Annotated in this window: 15 protein-coding genes; 10 read left to right on the top strand and 5 right to left on the bottom strand. The window is 68.8% G+C overall.

What is annotated here, in order from left to right; translation table 11 throughout:
• Positions 1-200: 200 nt before the first annotated feature.
• Complete coding sequence (locus tag ACVMYR_RS32695) at positions 201-1,247, bottom strand: right-handed parallel beta-helix repeat-containing protein (RefSeq protein WP_043968240.1); 1,047 nt, start codon at positions 1,245-1,247, stop codon at positions 201-203.
• Positions 1,248-1,489: 242 nt separating this feature from the next.
• Here ACVMYR_RS32695 and ACVMYR_RS32690 point away from each other — a divergent pair, with 242 nt between their 5' ends.
• Positions 1,490-2,578: an IS630 family transposase gene (locus ACVMYR_RS32690; RefSeq protein ID WP_387164535.1), complete on the top strand. Its 1,089-nt coding sequence runs from the start codon at positions 1,490-1,492 to the stop codon at positions 2,576-2,578.
• Between the two features lie 256 nt (positions 2,579-2,834).
• On the opposite strand, the gene ACVMYR_RS32685 is transcribed toward ACVMYR_RS32690, so the two are convergent.
• Positions 2,835-3,827: a LacI family DNA-binding transcriptional regulator gene (locus tag ACVMYR_RS32685; protein WP_343448526.1), complete on the bottom strand. Its 993-nt coding sequence runs from the start codon at positions 3,825-3,827 to the stop codon at positions 2,835-2,837.
• 434 nt (positions 3,828-4,261) lie between these two features.
• Here ACVMYR_RS32685 and ACVMYR_RS32680 point away from each other — a divergent pair, with 434 nt between their 5' ends.
• The 5 genes from ACVMYR_RS32680 (at position 4,262) to arfA (ending at position 9,711) form a co-directional block, all read left to right on the top strand.
• The gene (locus tag ACVMYR_RS32680) at positions 4,262-5,551 is read left to right on the top strand and encodes an ABC transporter substrate-binding protein (protein WP_457123651.1); all 1,290 of its coding nucleotides are present in this window, start codon (positions 4,262-4,264) and stop codon (positions 5,549-5,551) included.
• A 223-nt stretch (positions 5,552-5,774) separates the two neighbouring features.
• Positions 5,775-6,635, top strand: a complete 861-nt coding sequence (locus tag ACVMYR_RS32675) for a carbohydrate ABC transporter permease (protein ID WP_063838627.1) — start codon at positions 5,775-5,777, stop codon at positions 6,633-6,635.
• Positions 6,632-7,510 (top strand): carbohydrate ABC transporter permease, encoded by an 879-nt coding sequence (locus ACVMYR_RS32670; RefSeq protein WP_199486147.1) that lies wholly within the window; start codon positions 6,632-6,634, stop codon positions 7,508-7,510. Before ACVMYR_RS32675 ends, ACVMYR_RS32670 begins: the two co-directional genes overlap by 4 nt.
• A gap of 29 nt (positions 7,511-7,539) precedes the next feature.
• A complete protein-coding gene (locus ACVMYR_RS32665) occupies positions 7,540-8,160 on the top strand; it encodes a hypothetical protein (RefSeq protein WP_457123650.1) in 621 nt (206 codons plus the stop codon).
• Positions 8,161-8,193: 33 nt separating this feature from the next.
• On the top strand, positions 8,194-9,711 hold the full coding sequence (gene arfA / locus ACVMYR_RS32660; protein ID WP_043968229.1) for an arabinosylfuranosidase ArfA: 1,518 nt from the start codon (positions 8,194-8,196) through the stop codon (positions 9,709-9,711).
• A gap of 59 nt (positions 9,712-9,770) precedes the next feature.
• Here arfA and ACVMYR_RS32655 read toward each other — a convergent pair whose 3' ends face one another.
• Positions 9,771-13,160: a putative Ig domain-containing protein gene (locus ACVMYR_RS32655; protein WP_457123649.1), complete on the bottom strand. Its 3,390-nt coding sequence runs from the start codon at positions 13,158-13,160 to the stop codon at positions 9,771-9,773.
• Positions 13,161-13,629: 469 nt separating this feature from the next.
• On the opposite strand from ACVMYR_RS32655, the gene ACVMYR_RS32650 reads away from it, so the two are divergent.
• Genes ACVMYR_RS32650 through ACVMYR_RS32635 form a run of 4 tightly spaced genes read left to right on the top strand, consistent with a single transcriptional unit; the run spans position 13,630 to position 19,259 of the window.
• Entirely contained in the window at positions 13,630-14,646 is a 1,017-nt protein-coding gene (locus ACVMYR_RS32650; protein ID WP_043968224.1) for a hydroxyacid dehydrogenase, read from the top strand.
• Between the two features lie 16 nt (positions 14,647-14,662).
• On the top strand, positions 14,663-16,735 hold the full coding sequence (locus tag ACVMYR_RS32645) for an alpha-galactosidase (RefSeq protein ID WP_457123648.1): 2,073 nt from the start codon (positions 14,663-14,665) through the stop codon (positions 16,733-16,735).
• Positions 16,732-18,264: a glycoside hydrolase family 43 protein gene (locus ACVMYR_RS32640; protein ID WP_457123647.1), complete on the top strand. Its 1,533-nt coding sequence runs from the start codon at positions 16,732-16,734 to the stop codon at positions 18,262-18,264. Before ACVMYR_RS32645 ends, ACVMYR_RS32640 begins: the two co-directional genes overlap by 4 nt.
• The gene (locus ACVMYR_RS32635) at positions 18,264-19,259 is read left to right on the top strand and encodes a family 43 glycosylhydrolase (RefSeq protein WP_082106664.1); all 996 of its coding nucleotides are present in this window, start codon (positions 18,264-18,266) and stop codon (positions 19,257-19,259) included. Before ACVMYR_RS32640 ends, ACVMYR_RS32635 begins: the two co-directional genes overlap by 1 nt.
• A 59-nt stretch (positions 19,260-19,318) precedes the next feature.
• Here the strand turns inward: ACVMYR_RS32635 and ACVMYR_RS32630 are convergent, their stop codons facing one another.
• Positions 19,319-21,964 carry a beta-L-arabinofuranosidase domain-containing protein gene (locus ACVMYR_RS32630; RefSeq protein ID WP_043968220.1) on the bottom strand — a complete coding sequence of 882 codons (2,646 nt, stop codon included), beginning with the start codon at positions 21,962-21,964 and terminating at the stop codon, positions 19,319-19,321.
• Positions 21,961-22,699, bottom strand: a 739-nt coding sequence (locus tag ACVMYR_RS32625; RefSeq protein ID WP_457123646.1) for a ThuA domain-containing protein, incomplete at its 5' end; no start/stop codon positions are given. The genes ACVMYR_RS32630 and ACVMYR_RS32625, both read right to left, overlap by 4 nt.

Here is a 22,699-nt window from a genome sequence, read left to right as displayed (position 1 = left end):
AGTAGGTGAACTTCTCCACCGCCACCGAAGCGTGCCCCCGCCGTCGGACCGGCAGCGGGGGCACGTCGGGTTTCCCGGGTCGGGCGCCGTCGTCGACGAACTCGGAGACCTCCGGGGCCGTGACCGCACCGGAGATCACTGCGGAGGCACCGGGCCGGCGGTGAGATCGCCGGCCCGGTCGCTGCTGGAACGGCGAATCGTCAGATTCCTCGCGAGGACCCGTAGGTGTTGCCGCTGATCGTGAACCCGCTGCAGCCGTTGAGCCAGATGTCGTAGGAAACGTTCGCCACCAGCGGATTGTCGTATGCCTGGTTGTTGATCAGTGAGCCGTTCGTGCTCCAGAGGATGTTGAATCCGGAGCTGCCGTTGTGGTGGGCCACGTTGTCGACGATTGCCGCGTTCTGCAGGTAGTAGACGGCCGTGCCGCGGTCGTAGTTGTAGTTGAAATCGCTGTTGCGGATGCTGACGCTGGTCTCGGTGTTCGCGTTGTAGAAGTCGGTGACCTTGAGGCCGATCCCGGTCACGTTGTGGGACGCGTTCAGGCCATCGATCACGACCTGGTCGACGATGCTCAGGTAGAGGCCGTGGAAGTAGCCTTGGACAGCACCGTTGTACTGCACGTCGGTATCGCGAATCGTCACACCGGTGGCGCGGCCGATGATGATGCCCATGGCCGCGCGCTCGACCAGTACGTTCTCGACCACCGCCCCCACGTTGACGACGTCCTGGTGCTTGTCGGAGAAGTCGATGCCGATCCGGTTGATCCGGGCGGCCTCGATCCGGGCGTCCAGGGATGCCTTGGTCTCCGTGCCGCTGCTGATCCGCTCGTTGTACTGGGCACCGCCCTTGTGGAAGTACGAGGGATAGGCCTGCTCGGCGCCGCCAAGGCCGCCCAGGACGATCGCGTTGCGGATGCCGACATTGGTGAACGGCACGGAGGCGTTGGTGACGACCGGCTCGTCCCGGCCGACTGCGAGGGTGATGACCGGGCGGTCGGAGGCTGACGTTCCCTGCACCGTGCAGCCGTCGTAGACCTTCAGGCTCGCGGCCAGCGTGTACGTGCCCGGGTTGACGAGCAGTGTTCCGCAACCGAGGTCCCGCAACCGGTCCATGGCCGCCTGGAGGTCGGCGCCAGCGGAGACGGTCACCGTCGCCGCGCTCGCCGGGCCGGTCACCAGCAGAGGTACGGCGGTCGCGAGGACACTGGCGACGCAGAGGACGGCCAGACGGCGTTTGTTCTTGATCATAGATACTCCCTGATCAGTGGGGGGTGGGGGATCGCGGCGCTATCGCTTGCCCTGCAGGGTGACAATCGGGACGGATGAGCACACGAGGCGGCATGCCGCCCGAAAAACGACGAAGGTCGCTGGCCGCAGCAATGAAACTAGTAACATCGACCGCTGGGCGCAACACATCGGCCACAAAGAGAACGTTTCTGGAGGCTAGTGTCCTGAGTCGTTAATTCGCCGTCAGATAGTAGGCTGTCGGTGTGGCTGGTCGTCCGCGTGGTGTGGTGGAACTAACTGATGATGAGCGTGCGTGCCTGACCAGGTGGGCACGGCGGGGTAAGTCGTCGCAGGCGTTGGCGTTGCGGTCGAAGATCGTGCTGTTGTGCGCCGAGGGTCTGGTGAACACGCATGTCGCGCAGCGGCTTGGGGTGTCGCGGGACATGGTGGGTAAGTGGCGTGGCCGGTTCCTGGCCCGCCGGTTGGAGGGCCTGGTCGACGAGCCGCGGCCGGGGGCGCCCCGCCGGATCAGTGATGATCGGGTCGATGAGGTGATCGTCAAGACTCTCGAGCGGCAGCCGGCCAATCAGGACAGTCATTGGTCGACCCGGTCGATGGCGCGTGAGACCGGGCTGTCGCAGACGGCGGTGTCGCGGATCTGGCGGGCGTTAGGCCTTAAGCCGCATCTGGTGGACACCTGGAAGTTGTCAGCTGACCCGATGTTCGTGGAGAAGGTCCGTGACGTCGTGGGCCTGTACCTGGATCCGCCGGTCAAGGCGATGGTGCTGTGCGTCGATGAGAAGTCGCAGATGCAGGCCCTGGAGCGGACCCGACCGATGCTGCCGATGATGCCCACCGTCGCGGCGAGGCAGACCCATGACTACGTCCGTCACGGCGTGGCCAGCCTGTTCGCCGCGTTCGACCCGGCCACCGGCAAGGTCATCGGGCAACTGCACCGGCGGCACCGCCATCAGGAGTTCCTCAAGTTCCTGAAGGTCATCGACGCCAACACTCCCGCCGAGATGGATCTACACCTGGTGCTGGACAACTACGCCACTCACAAGACCCCGGCCGTGCACCGCTGGCTGGCCGCGCATCCCCGCTTCCACCTGCACTTCACCCCGACCTCCGCGTCGTGGCTCAACCTCGTGGAGCGCTGGTTCGCCGAACTGACCAACCGCAAACTCCGCCGATACGCCCACCGCAGCCTCGCCGACCTCGAAACCGACGTACAGACCTGGATCGAGGCATGGAACACCGACCCGAGGCCGTTCGCCTGGACCAGAACCGCCGACGAGATCCTGAACAGCCTCGCCACATACTGCGGCCGAATTAACGACTCAGGACACTAGGTTCCCGGCCGCTGCCGAGCACCGCCCGGCCGGACAGCTCCACCCGTGGCAGCGCCCAGCGCCGTCTCTGCATCATCTGCACCACCCACGGCGATCCGGGCACACGAGCTTGCCGGCGTTCGCACGACCCGTCGCTGGCCATCCTGGGCGACCGGACTCGAGGCCGCACCAGCCTCGTTGTCGTACGGGATCGAGATCGCCGGCTGAAGCAGCGTCCACCACTCGCACGGTCAGCGTCCACGCGACGGCGACCCGGTCAGGGCGAGGATTCGCGGACGATCAGCTCGGTCGGCAGTTGCACATGTCCGTCGTACTCCTCCAGCCCCAGCGCCACCCGGGCCCCGTGCACGCCGACCTCCCAGAACGGGACACGGATCGTGGTGAGCGCCGGAGTCAGGTCAGCGACGATCGGGGCGTCGTCGAATCCGACGATGGCGACGTCACCGGGAATTGCCAGGCCGAGGCTGCGCGCGGCGCGGTAGACGCCGACGGCGACGCCGTCGGTCAGGCACACCAAGGCCGTCGGCCGGTCCGGCCGGCTCAGCAGGCTCAGGGCGGCAACCCGCGCACCGTCACTGTCGTTGGCGCACTCGATCACCAGCGACGGATCGACCGGCAGTCCAGCGTCCTGCAGGCCCAGTTCGTACCCGCGCAGGCGTTCCGCCGGCGTGGTCCGCTCGGGGATCAGGCCGAGGAATGCGATCCGTCGATGCCCGCCGGTCACGAGGTGCTCGACGGCCCGCCGGACGCCGCCGACCTGGTCGTAGTCGACAGAGAGGATGCTCTTCGAGCCCGGGCAGGCCGGGTGACCGACCAGGACGAGACGGGCGCCGACCGCCGCGAGCGCCTCGGCGTAGGCCACGGCCCGCTGTTCGAACTCCTCACCGGTCTGTGTCGACCCGGCGAGCAGGACCGCAGCCGGCCGGTACTCGCGGAGGGTCTCCATCAGGTCGCGTTCACGTGCCGGGTCCTCACCCGTGGTGCTCAGCAGGAAGAGGTTGCCCTCCGCCGTGGCCACGCTCTCCGCGCCGGCCGCCATGTCGGCGAAGGTCGAGCCGATCATGTGGGCGGCGACGAAGGCCACTGTGCGGCGGCCCAGGCCCATCATGGCCTGGGCCAGCGCGTTGACGACGTACCCGAGGTCGTCGGCGGCAGCGAGGACCCGGTCCCGGGTCGCGGGGCGCACGGAGGGGTGGTCGGCGAACACCCGGGAGGCGGTGGTCAGTGACACGCCAGCGGCTTTCGCCACGTCACGCAGGTTCGCCCGGGAGGCAGGCTTCGGACCACGCTTCCCGTTCCGCGGGGCGTTGGGAAGCGCTGTCATGGGGCCATCGTATGCCGATGCGCACACCGTGTTGACGGCAAGGAGCCCTCCACCGGCGGCGGTCGCGGTCCCGGCAGCACGTTTCGCACAGGTTGCAGGCACATGAAGCCTGCCTCTTGACGGCCTGGTAGGGGGCGTTTACAGTCGCCTGAAACTAGTTCCATCCGCGCCCCAGATCGACGCACGGACATGGGCCGGACATGGACCTTCCGGACGAGCTTCTGCGAGTACCCGGTGACGTGATGGCCTGGACGGCAACGCCCAGGCCAATCCGGAAGAGCGGCAGGCTGAGGAGAGAGCACGAGATGATAAACGGGAACACGAAACGACCCGTCCCGCAGTCGCGGGCGAGACGTACGGTGGCGGCAGTCGCCATTGCCGCCATGGTTGCCACCACCGCCGCATGCTCATCCGGCGATGACGCGGCATCGGGCAAGACCAAGATCCGCTTCACGTACGCCACCGGCGACGAGACCTGGAACGGGGCCGTCAAGGCCGTGTCCGACGCGTTCAACGCCAAGAGCACGACAGCCGTGGTGCAGCTCGACCCGCTGCCTGCCGGAACCGACTATGCCACCGCCTTGAAGACGCTGGACAGCACCGGCAGGTGGCCTGCGATCATCGAAATGCGCGACACCAAGACCTACGTGGAGGCGGGCAAGCTGGCCCCGCTGCCGAGCGAGGTCACCGACCTGCTCGACGACAAGGCCGTCGCCAAGTCCGAGGACGGGAACGTCTATATCACCCCCTCGGGCGCGCTGAACGGCGAGATCGGCCTCAACATCGTCTACGACAAGGACTACTTCGCCCAGCACAACCTGAAGGTCCCGACCACCTACACCGAGTTCATCGACCTGCTCAAGGCGATCAAGGCCAACGGCGACACGCCGCTGGCCACCGCGGCAGGGGACATCTGGCCCAGCGACCAACTCTGGAAGCCGCTGGCAGCCCCCTACTTCGCCAAGTGGAGCGACAAGGGCGGGTTCTGGAACGCCGTCCAGGACGGGACGGCCTCCCTCGAGGATCTCCGTGAGCCCCTCACCCGCCTGCAGGACATCACCAACAACTACGTGCTCAAGGGCTGGCAGTCCACCGCCGACGCGCAGACCTCGACGTTGCTGGTCAACCACCAGGCTGTCATGGCCACATCGTCGGCCGGTATCGGCCGGCTCAACGACATCAACAAGGTCGACCCGAAGTTCAAGGCGGGCCTGTTCATCATCCCGGACGACGCGGGCAACATCGACGTGCTGAAGAACGCGGTCAACGGTGACACCGCACCCGGCCTGGCCATCTCGTCGCAGGCCAAACAGAACGGCGCAGAGTACGACGCGGCGGTGGACTTCCTGACCTTCTTCTACTCCGTCGAGGGCGCGAACATCGTGGAGAAGGCCGGCGTGGTGGCCCCGAACATCAAGCTGGCCGACCAGATCACCCGCAACACCGCGATCCCCGGGGCCGAGGACTACTTCGCGCTGCTGAAGAACCCGAAGCTGGTCTGGTACCAGAACGACCCCAAGGCGACCACCTTCAGCGGGTTCAACACCTTCTTCCGGCAGACCCGGATCGAGATGCAGACCGGCCAGATCACGCTCGACGAGGCCGTGGCCAAGTCCCAGACCGAATTCAACAAGCTCGTCAAGAATTGAGTAACCGGTGGTCTGGCGGAGTCGTCCTCTCCAGGACGGCTCCGCCGTACATCACCCGGCATGAACGTGAGGTCATGAGGACATGCAGCAACCACAGTCGGCGGCCGGGGCGACTGCCGCGCTCGAGAATCCGCGGCGTGCCGAGCCCGAGCCAGGACCGGCGGGCCAGCCGCCCGACACCGCCCGGACGCCCCATACCCGGCCGGAACGCCTGCGCCAGCGGATGGCGCTGTGGTTGTTCATCGTTCCCGCCCTCGTCATGTACATCGCGACGGTCATCGCCCCGTCGCTGCAGTCGATCGAGATCAGCCTGACCGACTGGGACGGCGTGAACGCGGCCTACAACTACATCGGGTTCGCCAACTACACGGACATCGTGCAGGCCGACCGGTTCTGGAACGCCGTGACCAACACGCTGCTGCTCGGTTTCGGCTCCGCAGTCATCATCAACGTGATCTCACTGGGCGTGGCGCTGTTGCTCGACCGGTTGCGGCACTGGCAGGGCCTGTTCCGCACACTGGTCTACCTGCCGTCGCTGATGAGCGGCTTCATCGCCGCCACCATCTGGAAGTACATCCTCAACTACAACTTCGGCGTGGTGAACACGACGCTACGCGAGCACGGCATGGAGACCTGGGCCAAGGACTGGTTCGGCGACAGTGGGCTGGTCATCTGGGTCCTGCTGTTCGTCCTCTGCTTCACCCTCGGTGGCAACACGACGCTCATCTACCTCGCGAACCTGCAGTCGGTCCCGCGGGACCTGGTCGAGGCGGCTCGCATCGACGGCGCCTCCGGCCTGCAGGTCTTCCGCTACGTGACCTGGCCGATGCTGGCCGGATCGGTGACCGTCAACATGACGCTCGGCATCATCGCCGGCTGGACGATCTTCGACCAGATCCTGGTCCTGACCGCCGGCGGGCCCGGCTTCGTCAGCGAGACGATGGCCTTCTTCATCTACAAGGTCGGCTTCGGCGAATACCGGGCCGGCTACGGCAGCGCTGCCGCCGTGCTGCTGTTCCTCGTCGTCATGGCCACCACCGTGGGCGCCAACCACTACATGCGCCGCAGGGAGATTCAGGCATGAGTAGCCAGATCGCTGTCACCCGGCAGACGCGCAGGCGTCGTGCCGCACGGAAACGCTTCTCGGCCGGCGAGATCGCCTCGATGGCCGTGCTGGTGATCCTCATCCTGGTCATCGCCTTCCCCGTGCTCTACGCGTTTCTCAACTCCTTCCGCAGCTACGCCGACATCACCCGCGACCCGATGGGTCTGCCGACCTCGTTCGAGTTCACCAACTACCTGCAGTTGTTCCAGCAGACCGACTTCGGCCAGGCGGTACTCAACACGGTGATCATCACCGGCGCGTCCGTCCTGCTGCTGCTGGTGCTGGTACCGATGGCCGCGTACGGCATCGAGCGGCTCGGCGGCCGGTCCTCCCGGATGCTCTATTTGTTCTTCATCGTCGGGCTCATGATCCCGTTCCAGGTCCGCATGATCCCGCTGGTCAAAGGAATGAACGACGTCGGCCTGTACGGCACCCTGACCAGCGTCATCCTGGTCCACCTGGGCACCGCCGCGCCCTTCGGCATCCTGCTGTACTGCAGCTTCATCAAGGGCGTCCCGATCGAGGTGGAGGAGGCCGCCCAGATCGACGGCGCCGGGCGCCTGCGCACCTTCTGGTCCATCGTCTTCCCGATGCTGCTGCCGGTGACCTCCGCGTTCGCCATCATCGAGTCGCTGGCGTTCTGGAACGAGTTCTTCATCCCCCTGGTGTTCCTGGACTCCACCTCGGCCGGCACGATCAACGTCGCGATCAACCGGATGGTCGGCCTGTTGTCGTCCCGGTGGGAGCTGATCTACACCGGCGCGATCCTCGCGCTGATCCCCTCGATGGTCATCTTCGCCGCGTTCCAGCGGTACTTCATCAAGGGCATCTCGGTCGGGGCCGTGAAGGGATGAGCAGGGCGTGGTCCGCCCCTGACGGCCCGGTGGCGCAGACCGCCATAGCGGTCTGGTACGTGTTCGTCATCTCGCTCTGCTTCCTCGTGGCCTGCCTGCCCTACTTCGTCTTCGAGACGGTGGTGGGCTGGCAGGCCAGCCATGTCGCGTTGTGGCTCGGCACGCTGTCACTGGCACCGGTGCCTCCGGCCCTGCGCGGGCTCATGGAGTCCGCGCGGGCGCTCGTGACGGAGCGCGGGCACCCGGGCCGGCCGATACGCCGCTTCTACCGCGCCGTCCTCGATGCCACGCCGGCGCTGCGGGCGCTCTGGTACACGGTTCCCGTACTGATCCTGCTGATGGCCTACGACCTCGCCCTCTACGGCGCGGACTCGTCCGCCGCGACGGTGGCCGTCGCAGTGGCCGCGACGATCGTGGGCATCGTCGTCATCGGCGCATCGGCCACGTCGGCGCCGACCCCGGGCGACAGCCTGCCGGGCCTGGTGACGGCGGTCCTTCGTGCCCTCGGGCGGCGTCCCCTCGTACCCATGGCATGGATCCTTCTGCTTGTCGTCGCGATCGCCGCCAGCCGGACGCCGTTGCTCGGCCCGAGCCTGACCCTGTTCCTGCCCGGCGCGTGGGCGGCCGCGGTAGGCATCGTCAACCGTTGATCTATTCCCTACCTACGCAAGCCTTGGAGCACCGTGTTCACCGCCTTTCTCAGCATCCATCCGGCGTTCACCATCGCCCCCGTCTCCCGCCGCACCTTCGGTTCCTTCGTCGAGCACATGGGCCGCTGCGTCTACACCGGCATCTTCGAACCGGAACACCCGACGGCCGACGCCGACGGTTTTCGACAGGATGTCCTGGCGCTCACCCGCGAGCTCGGCGTCTCGCTGGTCCGTTACCCCGGCGGCAACTTCGTCTCCGGCTACCGCTGGGAGGACGGCATCGGGCCGGTCGTCGACCGGCCCGTACGGCGTGACCTGGCCTGGCGCAGCCTGGAGACCAACAGGGTCGGCATCGACGAGTTCATGCGCTGGGCGGGCAAGGCCGGCGTCGAGGTGATGTACGCGGTCAACCTCGGCACCCGCGGCCTCCCGGAGGCCCTGGACGTGCAGGAGTACCTCAACCAGCCGGATCGCACCCGCCTCGCCGAGCTGCGCGCCGCCAACGGTTCACCGAATCCGTACGGCGTGACGATGTTCTGCCTCGGCAACGAGATGGACGGCCCCTGGCAGACGGGGCACAAGACCGCCCACGAGTACGGACGTCTCGCCGCCGAGACGGCTCAAGCCATGCGCGACGCCGAACCGGACCTGGAACTGGTCGTCTGCGGCAGCTCGGACTCCGGGATGCCCACCTTCGCTGCCTGGGAGTCCGAGGTCCTCGCACTCACCTACGACCAGGTCGACTACATCTCGGCACACGCCTACTACGACCCCGCCAAGGTCGACGCCGACAGCTTCCTGGCCTCGGCCGTCGACATGGACCGGTTCGTGGACAAGGTGGTGGCGACGGCCGACAGCGTGGGAGCACGCCTCAAGCACACCAAGCGCATCAACATCTCCTTCGACGAATGGAACGTCTGGTACCAGACCGACTTCGGCGCGGCCCGCCGCGCCGAAGACCGGACCGGCTGGCCGATCGCACCGCGGGTGATCGAGGACCGCTACAACGTCACCGACGCGGTGGTCGTCGGCGGCCTGCTGATCTCGCTGCTGCGGCACAGCGACCGGGTCACCGTGGCCTGCCAGGCGCAGCTGGTCAACGTGATCGCCCCGATCATGACCGAACCTGGCGGCCCGGCCTGGCGGCAGACCATCTTCCATCCGTTCGCCATCACGTCACGCCTGGCCAAGGGCGAAGTGCTACGCGTGGAGATCGACGCGCCCACCTACGAGACGACCCGCTACGGCGAGGCCTCGCTGGTGGATGCGGTGGCCACCCACGATCCGGAGGACGGTGAGCTGGTCTTCTTCGCGGTCAACCGGAGCCGGAGCGAATCCGCCGATCTCCGCGTCCCGTTGACGGGCTTCGCCCCCGGGCTGCGGGTGGCCGAATCGTGGACCCTGGCCGACGACGACCCGGCCGCCGTGAACACCGCCGACCAGCCGGACCGGGTCGTCCCGCGACCGACCGCCCAGGTGTCAGTGACCGACGGGGTGCTGCACGCGGTCCTGCCGCCGGTCTCGTGGACCGCGATCCGGCTGTCCGTCTGACCACAGCAGGCCGGGTGCCACCAACCTCGCGGAGGTCGGTGGCACCCGGCCCTTTCGGCTTACTGGACGGTGCCGAAGACGCGCAGTTCGGCGATGTTCAGGTAGTTGCCGTTGCGGATCCGCAGGTAGCGGTACTGGCCGTGGCCGGTGGCGGGCAGGCTCTGCCAGGACAGTGACTTGCCGGTGGTGCCGGTGAGCCGGGTCCAGGTGCTCAGGTCGTTGGACCCTTCGAGGGCCTGGTCGACCTGGCGGGTGAGGCCGTTGTTGTCCTGCCGGACCAGCACGTCGGCCCGGTCCAGCGTGATCGTCTTTCCGGCGCCGAGGTCCCAGGTGAGGGCCGCGGCCCCGTTGACCGGCGCCACGTCGCTGAAGGTGGTGACGCTGGAGTCGAACAGCCGGGCGGCGTGTGTGGCGTTGGCCGTGTCCGCGGTCCCGGTGCCGGTCACCAACGTGCCGCCGGTGGCGAGGTTGACCTGGTTGCGGTCGTCCGAGGCGAACAGGGCGGTGAAGTCGGTGCTGGCGGTGATCGAGGGCGCCGTCACGCCGCCGGCGGTGATGTAGTCGATGGTGAACGGCAGGATGCCGCTTCCGGTGACGTCACCGAGGGTGGTGGTCGCCGTCCAGGTCAGGCCGTCTTCGCTGGCCGGGGTGACCGGCTGTCCACCGATGGTCACGGCGACCCGGCTGATCGCCTCCGGTCCTGAGAACTTGAGGGTGACCGGGGCGCCCGCGCTGATCCGGCCGGCCAGTGCGCCGGTGGACGCGATCGACACCGTCGAGAGGGCACCGGGAACCTCCTGCCGCTGGCCGAACACGTGGAACTCGGCGAACGACCAGATGCCGGGGTAGGCGGGGTCGGTGGGGACACCGGGTTGGTCGACCTGGAGTTTGAGGAACCGGTATGCCTTGCCCTTCTGGTCGTCGCGGACGGCGACGGTCTGGTAGTCGTTGGTCTCGACGGTTGCGGAAGCGCTCAGCAGGGTCCAGGTGACGGCGTCGTCGGAGCCGTAGACATTGGTGCCCTGCATGCGGTTGCCGAAGTTGTACCGGGCCTGGAAGGTGAACTGCTCGGGGGTGACCCGGTAGCGGGTGCCGAAGTCGAGGACGACCGCACCGACCCGTAGATCACCGCTGAAGGTGCTCTGGTCGTCGTCGGTGAGGTAGCCGACCGTGGTGGCGTCGATCACCGAGGACTTCACCAGCGGCGCGTAGGCCAGTGAGCCGTCGGAGAGGGTCGGGTTGAGCAGCTGCAGCGCCGAGATGGCCTCGAGCAGCGCGGCGAACGCGGTGGCGAACTCCTCGTCGGTGCCGGTCGCGGCGACGCTCCGGGCGGTGGCCAGCGCGGCGTCGTAGGTCGCCTTGGTCGGGCTGGTGTAGACGGCGGAATCGCTGGTGCCGTCGGCCACCGCCGCCTTGATCATGCGGGCCCGGTCAGCCGAGACCACCATTTCGAAGGTACGGGCGGTGACGCTCTGGCCGTCGTCGGCGACGACCTGGACGGGGTACCGGCCGGGACGCCTGGCCGGGGTCCAGGTCAGCGCGCCGGTCGCCGGATCGAGAACGGCGCCCTTCGGCAGCCCGTACGCCCGGTAGGTGACCGAGCCGCCCGGGTCGGTGGCGGACAGGTCGATAACCGACGGCTTGTGCAGCAGCAGGTACTGCTGGGCCCGCTGCTGCGGGAAGGCCGGCTGGGTGAGATCCTTGGCTCCGGTGAGGATGACCTTGTCGAGGTCGACGGTCGTGCCCCGCTTGCCGGTCAGCCGGTAGTAGCCGACGTTCGATCCGGCGGACGGGTAGGCGATGTAGCGCCAGGTTCCCTCGGTGTCCGGGACCTCGATGGTCGACAGGACCCGGGCGGCGATCTCCTTCGGGTTCCTCTTCGACGCCGGCTCCTTGTCGAGCACCTGCAGCGTGGTGGGCCCGTCGGAGCGCAGCAGCACGCCGGTGCGGCCCCCGGCGCTCCACATCTGCCGGCTGAGGGCGCTGATCGTCCCCTTCTCGTCGACGCGGGCTCGGGCGAAGCTCTGTCCCCCCTCGGTGACGATCCTGGTTCGGCCGTCCAGCTGGAGGCTGTACTTGGCGAACGGCAGCGACGCGTCGGCGGGCAGGGCGGCCGGTGCGGTGCCGGCCAGTTCGGCCGGGAAGGCGTACCAGTAGCCGGCGTTGCCCGGGATGACGCCGTAGTTCCAGAAGTTACTGACGGTCGTGCCGTACCAGAACTGTGGGCCGTCCTCGACCGCGTGCAGCTTGGCGAGGTACGGTGCCACCCGGTCGACGTCGATGCCGCGTCCCTTGTAGATGTAGTAGAGCTCGGTCAGCGGGCTGAACTGGCGGCCCCGGTATGCCTGCGACAGGAAGCCGCCGGAGCCCGTCTCGTCGATCCACGGTGTTGGGGCGCCCAGCATGTATCCGGCGAAAGCGTCCGCCGCCGCCAGCAGCCTGCGGTCGAGGAAGTCGTAGAAGCTGACGGCGTCGCTGTCGGTGGAGACCGTCCCGGCCACCGGGTCGATCTTCGTGCCCTGCACTTCGAGCAGCTTCCCGAGCGAGGCGAAGTTGACGACGTTGCACTCGGCGTGCGCCTGGTCGCGGCCCATCTCCCGGAGCTGGACGAAGTCACGGCCGTAGGGGTTCGCCGGGTCGCCGGCCTTGATCAGCGGGGCCTGCGCGGCCAGGGAACCGTTCCAGTACTCGTCGAAGGTGGAGTTGACGGTCAGCCATTCCACGCCTTTGGCGTACCCTGCCGCGTCGTCGGCGAAGATGGCGGTGGCGATGCGGCCGAACAGTCCGAAGAGGTGCTGGTTCATCCACCTGTCGTTGCCGGGCGAGAAGACGGTCAGCACCGGGTTGGCGAAGTTGGTCAGCAGGTTCTGGGCGTCGGACTCGTGCCAGGTGACGTCGTAGCCGTTGTAGGTGCCGGGGGTGTCGTCGGCGACGGGTTCGGTGGCCCGCAGGATCTCCGCGGCCGTGAGGATCTGCTGGAGCGGCAGGCCGGTGTGGATGTGCGCGTCGGCGAAGTAGGCGTACTTGGTCGGGTCCATCCGGCTCCATACCCGGACCACCTGGATGGCGTTGCGGCGGTAGACCTCGTTACCGGTGGTCACCCACATCAGTGCCTGGGTCAGCGCGGCGACGCCGTCGGTGTTCTCCCGGTAGCGCATGCCCACCTGAGTGAACGTGTTGTCGGCCGGTTGGTCGGGAACAGCCGCGGACTTGGAGTTGGCCGACCGGTAGGTGGTGGCGGCGGCGGTGGTGGCCGCCATCGCCTCGAAGTACGACTTCCACGGTTCCGTGCCGGCCCGGATCTGAGCCTGGGTGGAGCGCAGGTCGGCGGCGGACAGACCGATGCCCGGGTGGGCGAAGCCAGCGGCGCCGACGCTCTCGTTGATCTGTACGACGTGCTCGGTCAGCAGGTCCGCGACGGTCGTGGCCTGGGCGGGCGGCGTGTACACCAGTCCCAGGCCGAGAAAGGTGGTGGCAGCGAGGGCTATCCGCGATCGTACTGATCGGGGGAGGTTCATCGGTTTGCCTTCCTGGCGCGTGCGGCGGCACCGTCGGTGGAGGTGAGCGGCAAGCGCCGTCGGGTGGTGGCGGGGAGCGTCCCGCGTCGCGGGCACCGGCTTACGCCGGGGCCGGTGAGGGCGGCTAAGCACGCGAACGCGCAACCGTAGAGACGGATAGATACGGCTCTGTGGGGAGACTACGGCGTCCGTTACACTCAGGCAAGAAACTAGTTGCACGAAGATGTCCACGACCACCTGCCAGGCAAAACACACCCGCGCACCCACACCCTCCCGCAGCCCCACGATCCCGCGCCAGCAGATGCGGAGACACCTTGCACACGCCAATCACGGCTGTCATCACTGCCCTCACCGCGCCCTCGCGGCCCCCGACCGCAGGCCTCGCCGACGGAGCGCTCCGATGAGTGACGAGACACGGCCCCGCGCGGTCCTCGCCATGCGACCAGCCGCCCTCGCCGACGACCTGTTCGGCCCCGGCCGGCATCTCCTACGCCAACACGTCGACGCCGCGACAGTCCTCGAATCTCTGGACGACGCGCCGGCCCACGAACTGCTCGCCGAAGCCGAGGTACTGATCACCGGATGGGGCTGCCCACCGGTGACCGCCGAAGTCCTCGACCGGGCGCCGCGCCTGCGCGCCATCGTGCACTCCGGCGGCTCGACCGTCGAGTTGATCGACCCGTCGCTGGCGGCCACCCACGGGATCGCGGTGTCCAACGCGGGCGAGGCGAACGCGATACCGGTCGCCGAGTACGCGTTCGCGGCGATCCTGCTGGCCAACAAGCAGGCCACGGCGGCCGAGCAGCTCTACCGGCAACGGCGCGACCGTATCGACCGCGAGGTGGAACTACGCGACACCGGCAACTACCGACGCCAGGTAGGTCTGGTCGGGGCCTCCCGGACCGGCCGCCGCGTCGCCGGGCTGCTCGCACTGACCGACCTGGACGTCCTTCTCTACGACCCGTACCTGACCGACGATCAGGCCACCGAGCTGGGGGCCCGCCGCTGCGACCTCGCCGAGTTGATGGCCCTCTCCGACGTGGTGTCCCTGCACGTGCCGTCGACCGCGGAGACCGCCGGCATGATCAGCCGGGCACTGCTGAGCCTGATGCGCGACGGCACCACACTGATCAACACCGCTCGCGGCACCGTCCTCGACCAGGACGCCCTCCTCGACGAGCTGCGCACCGGCCGGCTCCGGGCCGTGCTCGACGTCACGACACCCGAACCACTGCCGGCCGACCACGAACTATGGTCGCTGCCCGGCGTCACGCTCACTCCACACATCGCCGGCGCCACCGGCACCGAACTGCGCCGGCTCGGCAGTTACGTCGCCGACGAACTCGCTCGCTTCCGGCAAGGCACACCGTTCGCCTACCCGGACAGCACGCCCACGCCGGTCGTCGGTGTCCCGTAACAGAAGAGGAGTCTCGTTGCCGCTCGTCGAATCCTCACCGGACGGCGCCATCGTCGTCCTGCACACCCGCACCGGCAGCTACGCCGTCCGGCTCGACCACGCAGCCGGCGCGGTACGCCCGCTGCACTGGGGCGAGCCGATCACCGTGGCCGCCGCCGCGGAGCTGCCCCTCTGGCAACCGCCCTACGACATGGCTTTCGAGGGCCCGTACGACGGATCCGAGGACTTCCCGTTCGACGGCGGCCGCCGCTTCGGCCCCCGCGCGCTGGGAATCCGGTACGCCGACGGCACCGGCGGCCTGGACCTCACGATCACCGGCCACCACCTCGGCCCGGACACGCTCGTCGTCGACCTCGCCGACCGCGCCGGTCCGGTCGCCGTGCACCTGCACTATCGCGTCGCGGCGGACACCGACGTGATCGAACGGTGGTCGGCGGTCCGGCACACCGGCACGGACCAGCCGCTGGAGCTCACCGACCACGCCGCCGCCGTCTGGTGCCTGCCGCCCCGCGACGACTACCGGCTCAGCCACGTCACCGGCGGCTGGTGCCGCGAGGGACGCCTGCACCGCACCGCCGTTCCGGTGGCCGAGACCACCCTGACCAGCCGTCGCGGCATGACCAGCCACTCCGCCAACCCCTGGGTGATGATCGACGACGGAACCACCGAGGAAGAGAACGGCGAGGTCTTCTCCGCCGCGCTCGCCTTCAGCGGATCCTGGCGCGTCACCGTGCTGCGCACCCACGACGGCCCGTGCAGCCTGCTCGGCGCCGCCGGACACGACCGGGTCACCACCCCCCTGCCGCCCGGCACGACCGTGACCAGCCCGGTGTTCGCGGCGCAGCGCACCACCGGCGGTTTCGGCGCTGCGAGCCGAGCCTGGCACGACTACCAGCGGCGACGGATCCTGCCGCACCCGGACGAGGACCGGCCGGTCCTCTACAACTCATGGGAGGCCACCGAGTTCGACGTCTCCGAGACCGGCCAGCGCAGGCTTGCCGAGCTGGCCGCCCGGCTGGGCGCCGAACTGTTCGTGGTCGACGACGGCTGGTTCGGCGCACGCACGAATGACAGGGCCGGTCTGGGCGACTGGTTCCCCAACCCCGCCCGGTTCCCCGACGGCCTGCGCCCGCTCGCCGACCACGTACGCTCGCTCGGCATGCGGTTCGGCCTCTGGGTCGAGCCCGAAATGGTGAACCCGGACAGTGACCTCTACCGGGCACACCCCGACTGGGTGCTGCACTTGCCGACGCTGCCGGCCACCGAGGGCCGCAACCAGCTCGTGCTCGACTACACCCGCGCCGACGTACGGGAATGGGCACTCAGCTGGCTCGACGACCTGGTCCGCTCGTGCGACCTGGCGTTCCTGAAGTGGGACTGCAACCGTCCCTTCACCGAAACCCGCCCGCAGTCGTGGATCGGGCACGCGCTCGGCGTCTACGAGGTGCTGGACCGGCTCCGCGAGCGCCATCCCAGGCTGCGGATCGAGGCGTGCTCCAGCGGCGGCGGGCGCGTCGACCTCGGTGCGCTGGCCCGCACCGATCAGGTGTGGACCAGCGACAACACCGACGCGGTCGACCGGCTGTCGATCCAGCACGGCTACGGCCAGCTGTACGCGCCAGAGACGATGGTGGCCTGGGTGACCGACAGCCCCAACCCGCTGACCGGGCGCGAGGTGCCGCTCGAGTTCCGTTTCCATGTGGCGATGTCGGGTGTCCTGGGCATCGGTGGCGACCTCGCCACCTGGAGCGACGCGGACCTGGCCACCGCGGCCGGCCTCGTCGGGCAGTACAAGAGCATCCGCCCGGTGATCCAACACGGCGACCTCTACCGGCTCACCGGACCAGAGGCCACGGTCACCGCGTCGGCCTACGTCGCCGGGGGTGCCGCAGCCGTATTCGTCTGGCGGGTGCCCGGCGGACCGGCCGAGACGATCACGCTGCCCCTGCCCGGCCTCGACCCAGGCGCCGTCTACCGCGACGCCACCGGGCGGCAGTTCCACGGTGCCGGCCTCCGGAGTACGGGCCTGCCCGTGACCCTGGCGGCAGGACCGATGGTCAGCGCCCTCGTTACCCTGGAACGGGCGTGAAGAACGTGGACGATCGCGTGATTCACAACCCGGTCATCCCCGGTTTCCATCCGGATCCCAGCGCCATCCGGGTCGGCTCCCGCTACCTGATCGCCACCAGCACCTTCGAGTGGTTCCCCGGCGTAGCCCTCCACTCCTCCACCGACCTGCGCACCTGGCAGGCGATCGGCGGGGCCCTCGACCGGCCGGAACAGCTCGACCTACGCGGTGTGCCGGACTCGGGCGGCATCTGGGCGCCCGCGCTCAGTTTCCACGACGGGCTCTACTGGCTGGTGTTCACGGTGGTCCGGACCATGACCGGCGCCTACAAGGACCTGGACAACCATCTGGTCACCGCGACCGACCCCGCCGGGCCGTGGAGCGACCCGGTCTACCTCAACTCGTCCGGCTTCGACCCGTCGCTGTTCCACGCCTCCGACGGCCGTCGATACCTGGTCAACGTCAACTGGGATCACCGCGCGGATCGGTTCTCCTTCGGCGGAGTCCTGCTGCAGGAGTACGACCACGACCGTCGGGGACTCGTCGGCGAGCCGGAGGTCATCTTCGCCAGTGACGAGCTGATGGAGGGCTCGCACCTCTTCGAACGCGACGGCTGGTTCTACCTGATCCTGGCCGAGGGCGGGACCGGCTTCAACCACGGCATCCGGCTGGCACGGTCGCGGGAGCTGCACGGCCCGTACGAGACCGATCCGCAGCCGCTGCTCACCTCACGTGACGACCCGCGGCTGCCGATCCAGAAGGCCGGCCACGGGCAGCTGATCACCACCCCGGACGGCGAGCACTACATCGTCCATCTCGGCTCCCGCCCAGTGGCCGGGGCGACCGAACCACGGTCGCCGCTCGGCCGGGAGACCTTTCTCCAGCGGGTACGGTGGGACGCCGACGGCTGGCTGCGGCTGGCCGACGGCGGCCATCACCCGTACGTCGAGGTGCCCGGCGTCGAGGCACCGCAGGAACCCGCCGTGCCCGAGGAGCCGTTCCGCGGCCCGGAGTGGGTTAGCCTGCGCGGCCCGGTGGCGGCCGACCTCGACAGCCGCCCGGGCTGGCTCCGGCTGCGCGGCGGGGAGAGCCTGGACTCGCGGTTCCAGCAGTCGATGCTGGCCCGCCGCCTGACCAGCCTGCACTGCACCGCCGAGGTGACCGTCGAGGCGGACCCGCGACACTTCACCGAGATGGCCGGCCTGGTCGTCTACTACAACACCACCGGCTACCACTACCTCGCGGTCACCCACCACGAGGCCCTCGGCCGCGTCGTCGGGGTGATCAGTAAGTCGCCGGCCGGGATCGTCGAGCACAGATGGCATCCGGCCGATCCGGGCCCGCTGCGGCTACGGGCGGAGTTCGACCAGCTCCGCCTGGTTCTCAGCGCCGGCGACGGCCACCGCTGGGAGGCCGATCTCGACGCGCTCTCCGACGAGATCGGACCGCCCCTGCGATTCACCGGGACGATGATCGGCGTCTGCGTTCAGGATCTGGCTCGCCGCCGCTTCACCGCGGACTTCACCCATTTCGAGTTCAGGGCGGAGTGATGGTCAACCGCCCGGGACAAGGACCACCCGACCCGAATCCCCTACCAGGAGGACACATCCCCACGCTCGCGCCACCGGGGACGATCGTCCCCGGCGCTCTCTTCACCGACCAGGCCGGCCGGATCGCCCAGCTGCACGGCGTCGGCATCCAGCACCTCAATGGCCGCTTCTGGGCTTGGGGCGAGGACAAGACCAACGGCCCCACCTTCGGCGGAGTCGCCTGCTACTCCTCACCTGACCTGGCCACCTGGACCTACCACGGGCACGCCCTGTCTCCCGACCCGGCCATCCCCGACCTGGCGCCCGGCCGGATCGTCGAACGGCCCAAGGTCCTGCCCCGGGCCGACGGCACGTACGTCATGCTGCTGCACCTGGACTACCCGGGCTACCGCGACGCCCGGGTCGGCTGGGCTGTCGCCGACCGCCCCGAGGGTCCCTACCGATACCTGCACGGCGTGCGCCCTCTCGGCAACGAGAGCCGCGACATCGGCGTCTTCACCGATGACGACGGCACCTCGTACCTGATGTCCGAGGACCGTCCCCACGGCCTGCACCTCTACCGCCTCTCCCCCGACCTGCTGACTGTCGACGAGCTCGTCAGCACCACGCTGACCCCGGCCGGCACGCACGGCTACGAGTCGCCCACCATGGTCCGGCACGACGGCCTCTACTACCTGTTCGGGTCGGACCTGACCGGCTGGTCCACCAACGACAACAAGTACGCCACCGCCACCAGCCTGTCCGGCCCGTGGAGCGACTGGGCCGACTTCGCGCCGCCCGGGAGCGCCACCTTCGACTCGCAGGTCTCGGTCGTCGTCCCCGTGCAGGGCACCGAGCGGACCAGCCACGTCTACGTCGGCGACCGCTGGATCAGAGACGACCTGTTCCACTCGGCACCGGTCTGGCTCCCGATCGACATCGGCGACGGCCGAGCCCGGCTCCGCTGGCGCGACTGCTGGACGATCGACCCCCACACCGGAGTCATCACCGGGTAGGGCGCCTGACACCCAAACGGGCCGGTACACGCTGCGTGTACCGGCCCGTTCGTACACCGCTAGATCTGGAAGGGGGCGGCTGCGGCGGCGACGACGATCCGGTCGCCGTCCCCGGCGGTCAGCAGGCCGCCGTCCACCCACGCGTCCACGACGGCCCGCACCCGATCCACCAGGGCTTCCTGGTCACGGAACGGTGCGGCGTCCCAGACCTCGTCGAGCAGGCCGGTGCCGTCGTCGCGAACCGGGTTGGCCACCCCGGAATCCAGGCCGGCGAAGATCACCTGAGGCTCGGAGCGCCGGAAGTAGACGTGCGTGGGGTCGTCGGTGCCTTCGAAGAACGGCGCGACCGGCACCCCGTCGAGGGTGAAGTGCAGCGGCGCGCCGGGCTCCGGGGTGAGCGCCGCGATCAGGTCCCCCGACAGCCGGGCGGTGGGATACAGGCTGACCGGCAGAAGGGTGGAGCGGGCGTCCCGGGCGACCAGGTTGACCGGCCCGTAGAACAGCGTCTGGATGCCCGGGTCGTCCAGGGCCCTCTCCACCCGCAGCCGGAACGGGATGCGCACCCCTACGGTGTCACCGTCCCGCCAGGCACGGGAGATCGTCAGATAGCCGTCCGGTCCCGCGGTACCGGCCGTCCGTTCGCCGTTGACCTGCACCTCGAACCCGTCGCGCGCCCAACCGGGCACCCGCAGGCACAGGTCGAACGCTCCCTCTCCGTGGATGGTCAGGGTGGTGTCCTGCGCGTACGGGTAGCGGGTGTCCTGAACGACGGTGATCCCCCGCTCCGCCCAGCCCAGCGTCGACGGGCTGTAGAGGTTCACGTAAAGAGCGCTGCCGTCGACGGCGGCGAGGTATACCGTGTCCTGGTATTTGGTGGCGCTCTCCATGCCGGTGCCCTCGCAGCAGGTGGCGCCCTCCTTCGGGGTGTAGTCGCGCACGTGCCCCGGTGTCAGCCCGATGAAGTAGGTGACCAGGGGTTTCTCCGCGTCGGCGAGATCCCGTTTCGAGCCGGGGACCTGGTTGTACATGGCCCGCTCGTAGTAGTCCATGTACTTCGGATCCCGGTCGTGCAGGAACAGCATCCGACTGAGCTTGAGCAGGTTGTAGGCGCAGCAGGTCTCGGCGGTCAGCTCACCGAGGCTGCCGGCGATGACCCCGGCCGCCCGCCAGAACTCGACCGTGCTGGTCCCGCCGATGCTGTACATCCGGGTCGGGATCACCATGTCCCAGAACCTGCGGGCGGCGGTGAGGTAGCGCTGCTCGCCCGTGACCTCGTGCAGGCGCACCAGCCCGATGAAGATCGGGATGTGCTGGTTGGCGTGCAGGCCGTCGAGGACGTCCCGGCCGGCCGCGCAGGCGTCGATGAGCGAGTCCAGGTCGAACAACCGGGCCAGCGCCGCGTGCCGGGGGTCGCCGGTGACGGCGTACAGGTCGCAGATCGCCTCGACGATGCCGCCGAACTCGCCACTGGAGAAGATCCCCCACATTCGCTGCCGGGTCTCGTCCGGCAGGACTGACAGCCGGGCGTACATCCAGTCGCACAGGCCCGTGGCCAGGTCCAAGGCGACCGGGTCACCGACCGCCCGGTAGGCGTCGAGCAGACCTCGCAGGATCTTGTGCGCGGTGTAGTACGGCGCCCACACCACGGTGTACCGGCTCTCGGTCATCGACTCCAGGGTGATGAACTGCGTTTCCGGGTACGCCGCCAGGAACCCCGGATGGCTGGGACCGCCCCAGGTGCGCCGCGGCACCGGGTCGCCGACGATGCTGCCGCCACCGGATCGCGGCAGCCGGGCGACCTCGTCGGCGGACAGCGCCCGCCACCAGATCCCGACGCCGTCCAGGGCGCCCGCGAAGACCGGGTCGTCCGGGTACTGGGAACGGCCGATCCAGTTGTTCGTGAGGCTGCCGAGCACCTCGGGGTTCAGCGTCATCGCGGTGTTCTCGCCGACCGCCACGCCGTTGACGTAGAGGGTGCCGGTGGCGCAGGTGATGGTGACCGCGAGGTGACTCCACTCGTCCAGCGGCAACGGCTGCTCGCCGTCGATGCCCTGCTCGCCCTCGGCGCCGGTGGTGGTGATCGCGAAACGTGGTGCCCCGGCGGCGTTGCGCACGGTCAGGTACAGGTACCGGGTGGTGTCGTCGCCGAAGTCGAACACCCGCGCCCAGTCGGTGTCGTGCGTGGGCTTGACCCAGGCGGCGAGGGTGACCTCCGCAGTGGCGCCCAGTGCCGTGGCCGGCAGTTCCAGGTACTGGTACGAGCCCCTGATCAGCCTTACGCTGCCGGGCCGGTCCGTCGCTTCGCGGACGACCGGGTCGTCACGCAGGGCCTGCCGGACCTCGGCGAGCGCACCGACCATGTAGTGGATCCGGTCGGCGAACACCTGCTCGCCGGTGCTCGCGTACGCCTGGGCCAGCATGGTCAGGAAGTGCCCGGTGAAGTGGCCGCGCAGGTTGCCGTTGGCCTCGCCGTCCAGGCCCTCCCAGCCGCCGGGGGCGACCGCGCCAAGCGTGTCCAGCCCGGCGTTGGTGCGGAAGACCTGCAACAGCCGGTCGACGTCGTATCCGCGGGCGAAGTCCAGCATCAGCGACCGTTTGGCCGCGAACAGGCCATCACCCAGTTCGACGTCGGCGAGGGCGAACGGGCGTACGGCCCAGCCAGCCGGCGTGGCACCCGTAACCCGCAGATCGAGTGGAATCGTCATGACACCTCGAAAAGACCCATGTTAGCGCTAACAACGGGGCTTTCCAAGCCGATCCTGCAGCTCCGAGCGGGCGCGGCGCATGCCTCAGAGCACCAATTCGAGCGACTGGCGGGTCGCGTCACGCGGATCCGGTCCGTACGGTTAGATCCAGGACACCGCCGTGTGTCCTGGGAGTGCCGCCGTGAGTCCATATGATCAGCTTGCTGGCCTTGACCTGCCGGCCCTTCAGAGGGCGGTCCGCAGTAGCTTTGATCCATGCGTTGAGTCCGTTTGGTGGCCTTCTGGCGGGTTCGCCGTGGATAGCGGTAGGCCGATGGGTTGAATGTGAGTTCTGGTCGTACCGTGTGCGGCAGGAAGTTGTCCTCCGCCCCACCGCGGCGCTCGCACGGCTCCTTGCCCGGATGGGTCGCGAACTGGCCGCCGACCAGGTGCAGATAGTCGGACGACATCCGGAACGAGTCCACGATGCCGCCGTGCCAGCCGGTGAACCCGGTCCCGGCGACGACCGCCGCGCACAGGCCCGCCACCTGCTCCGGGGTGATCTGCGACATCGTCACGCACTGCACCACGAGGTCGGTGCCGGCCATTTCGGCGGCGTCGGCGTAGACGTCCGTCGACTCCTCGATCCGCACCGCGTAGCCGCTGCGTTCGAGGAACGGAAGGAACAACTCCGTCGCCCGGACCGGCTCGTGTCCCTCCCACCCGCCCCGCACCACCAGTGCCCTGCGCTGGGTC

It is taken from the genome of Micromonospora sp. PTRAS2, assembly GCF_054052245.1.
The sequence above is the reverse complement of the archived record's forward strand: the minus strand, read 5'-3'. Positions and strand labels throughout refer to the sequence as shown.

Bases quoted from the DNA above. Each gene is read 5' to 3' on its own strand.
- ACVMYR_RS32695 (WP_043968240.1), bottom strand. From the start codon at position 1,247: ATGATCAAGAACAAACGCCGTCTGGCCGTCCTCTGCGTCGCCAGTGTC.
- ACVMYR_RS32675 (WP_063838627.1), top strand. From the start codon at position 5,775: ATGGCGCTGTGGTTGTTCATCGTTCCCGCCCTCGTCATGTACATCGCG.
- ACVMYR_RS32670 (WP_199486147.1), top strand. From the start codon at position 6,632: ATGAGTAGCCAGATCGCTGTCACCCGGCAGACGCGCAGGCGTCGTGCC.
- ACVMYR_RS32650 (WP_043968224.1), top strand. From the start codon at position 13,630: ATGAGTGACGAGACACGGCCCCGCGCGGTCCTCGCCATGCGACCAGCC.
- ACVMYR_RS32635 (WP_082106664.1), top strand. From the start codon at position 18,264: ATGGTCAACCGCCCGGGACAAGGACCACCCGACCCGAATCCCCTACCA.
- ACVMYR_RS32630 (WP_043968220.1), bottom strand. From the start codon at position 21,964: ATGACGATTCCACTCGATCTGCGGGTTACGGGTGCCACGCCGGCTGGC.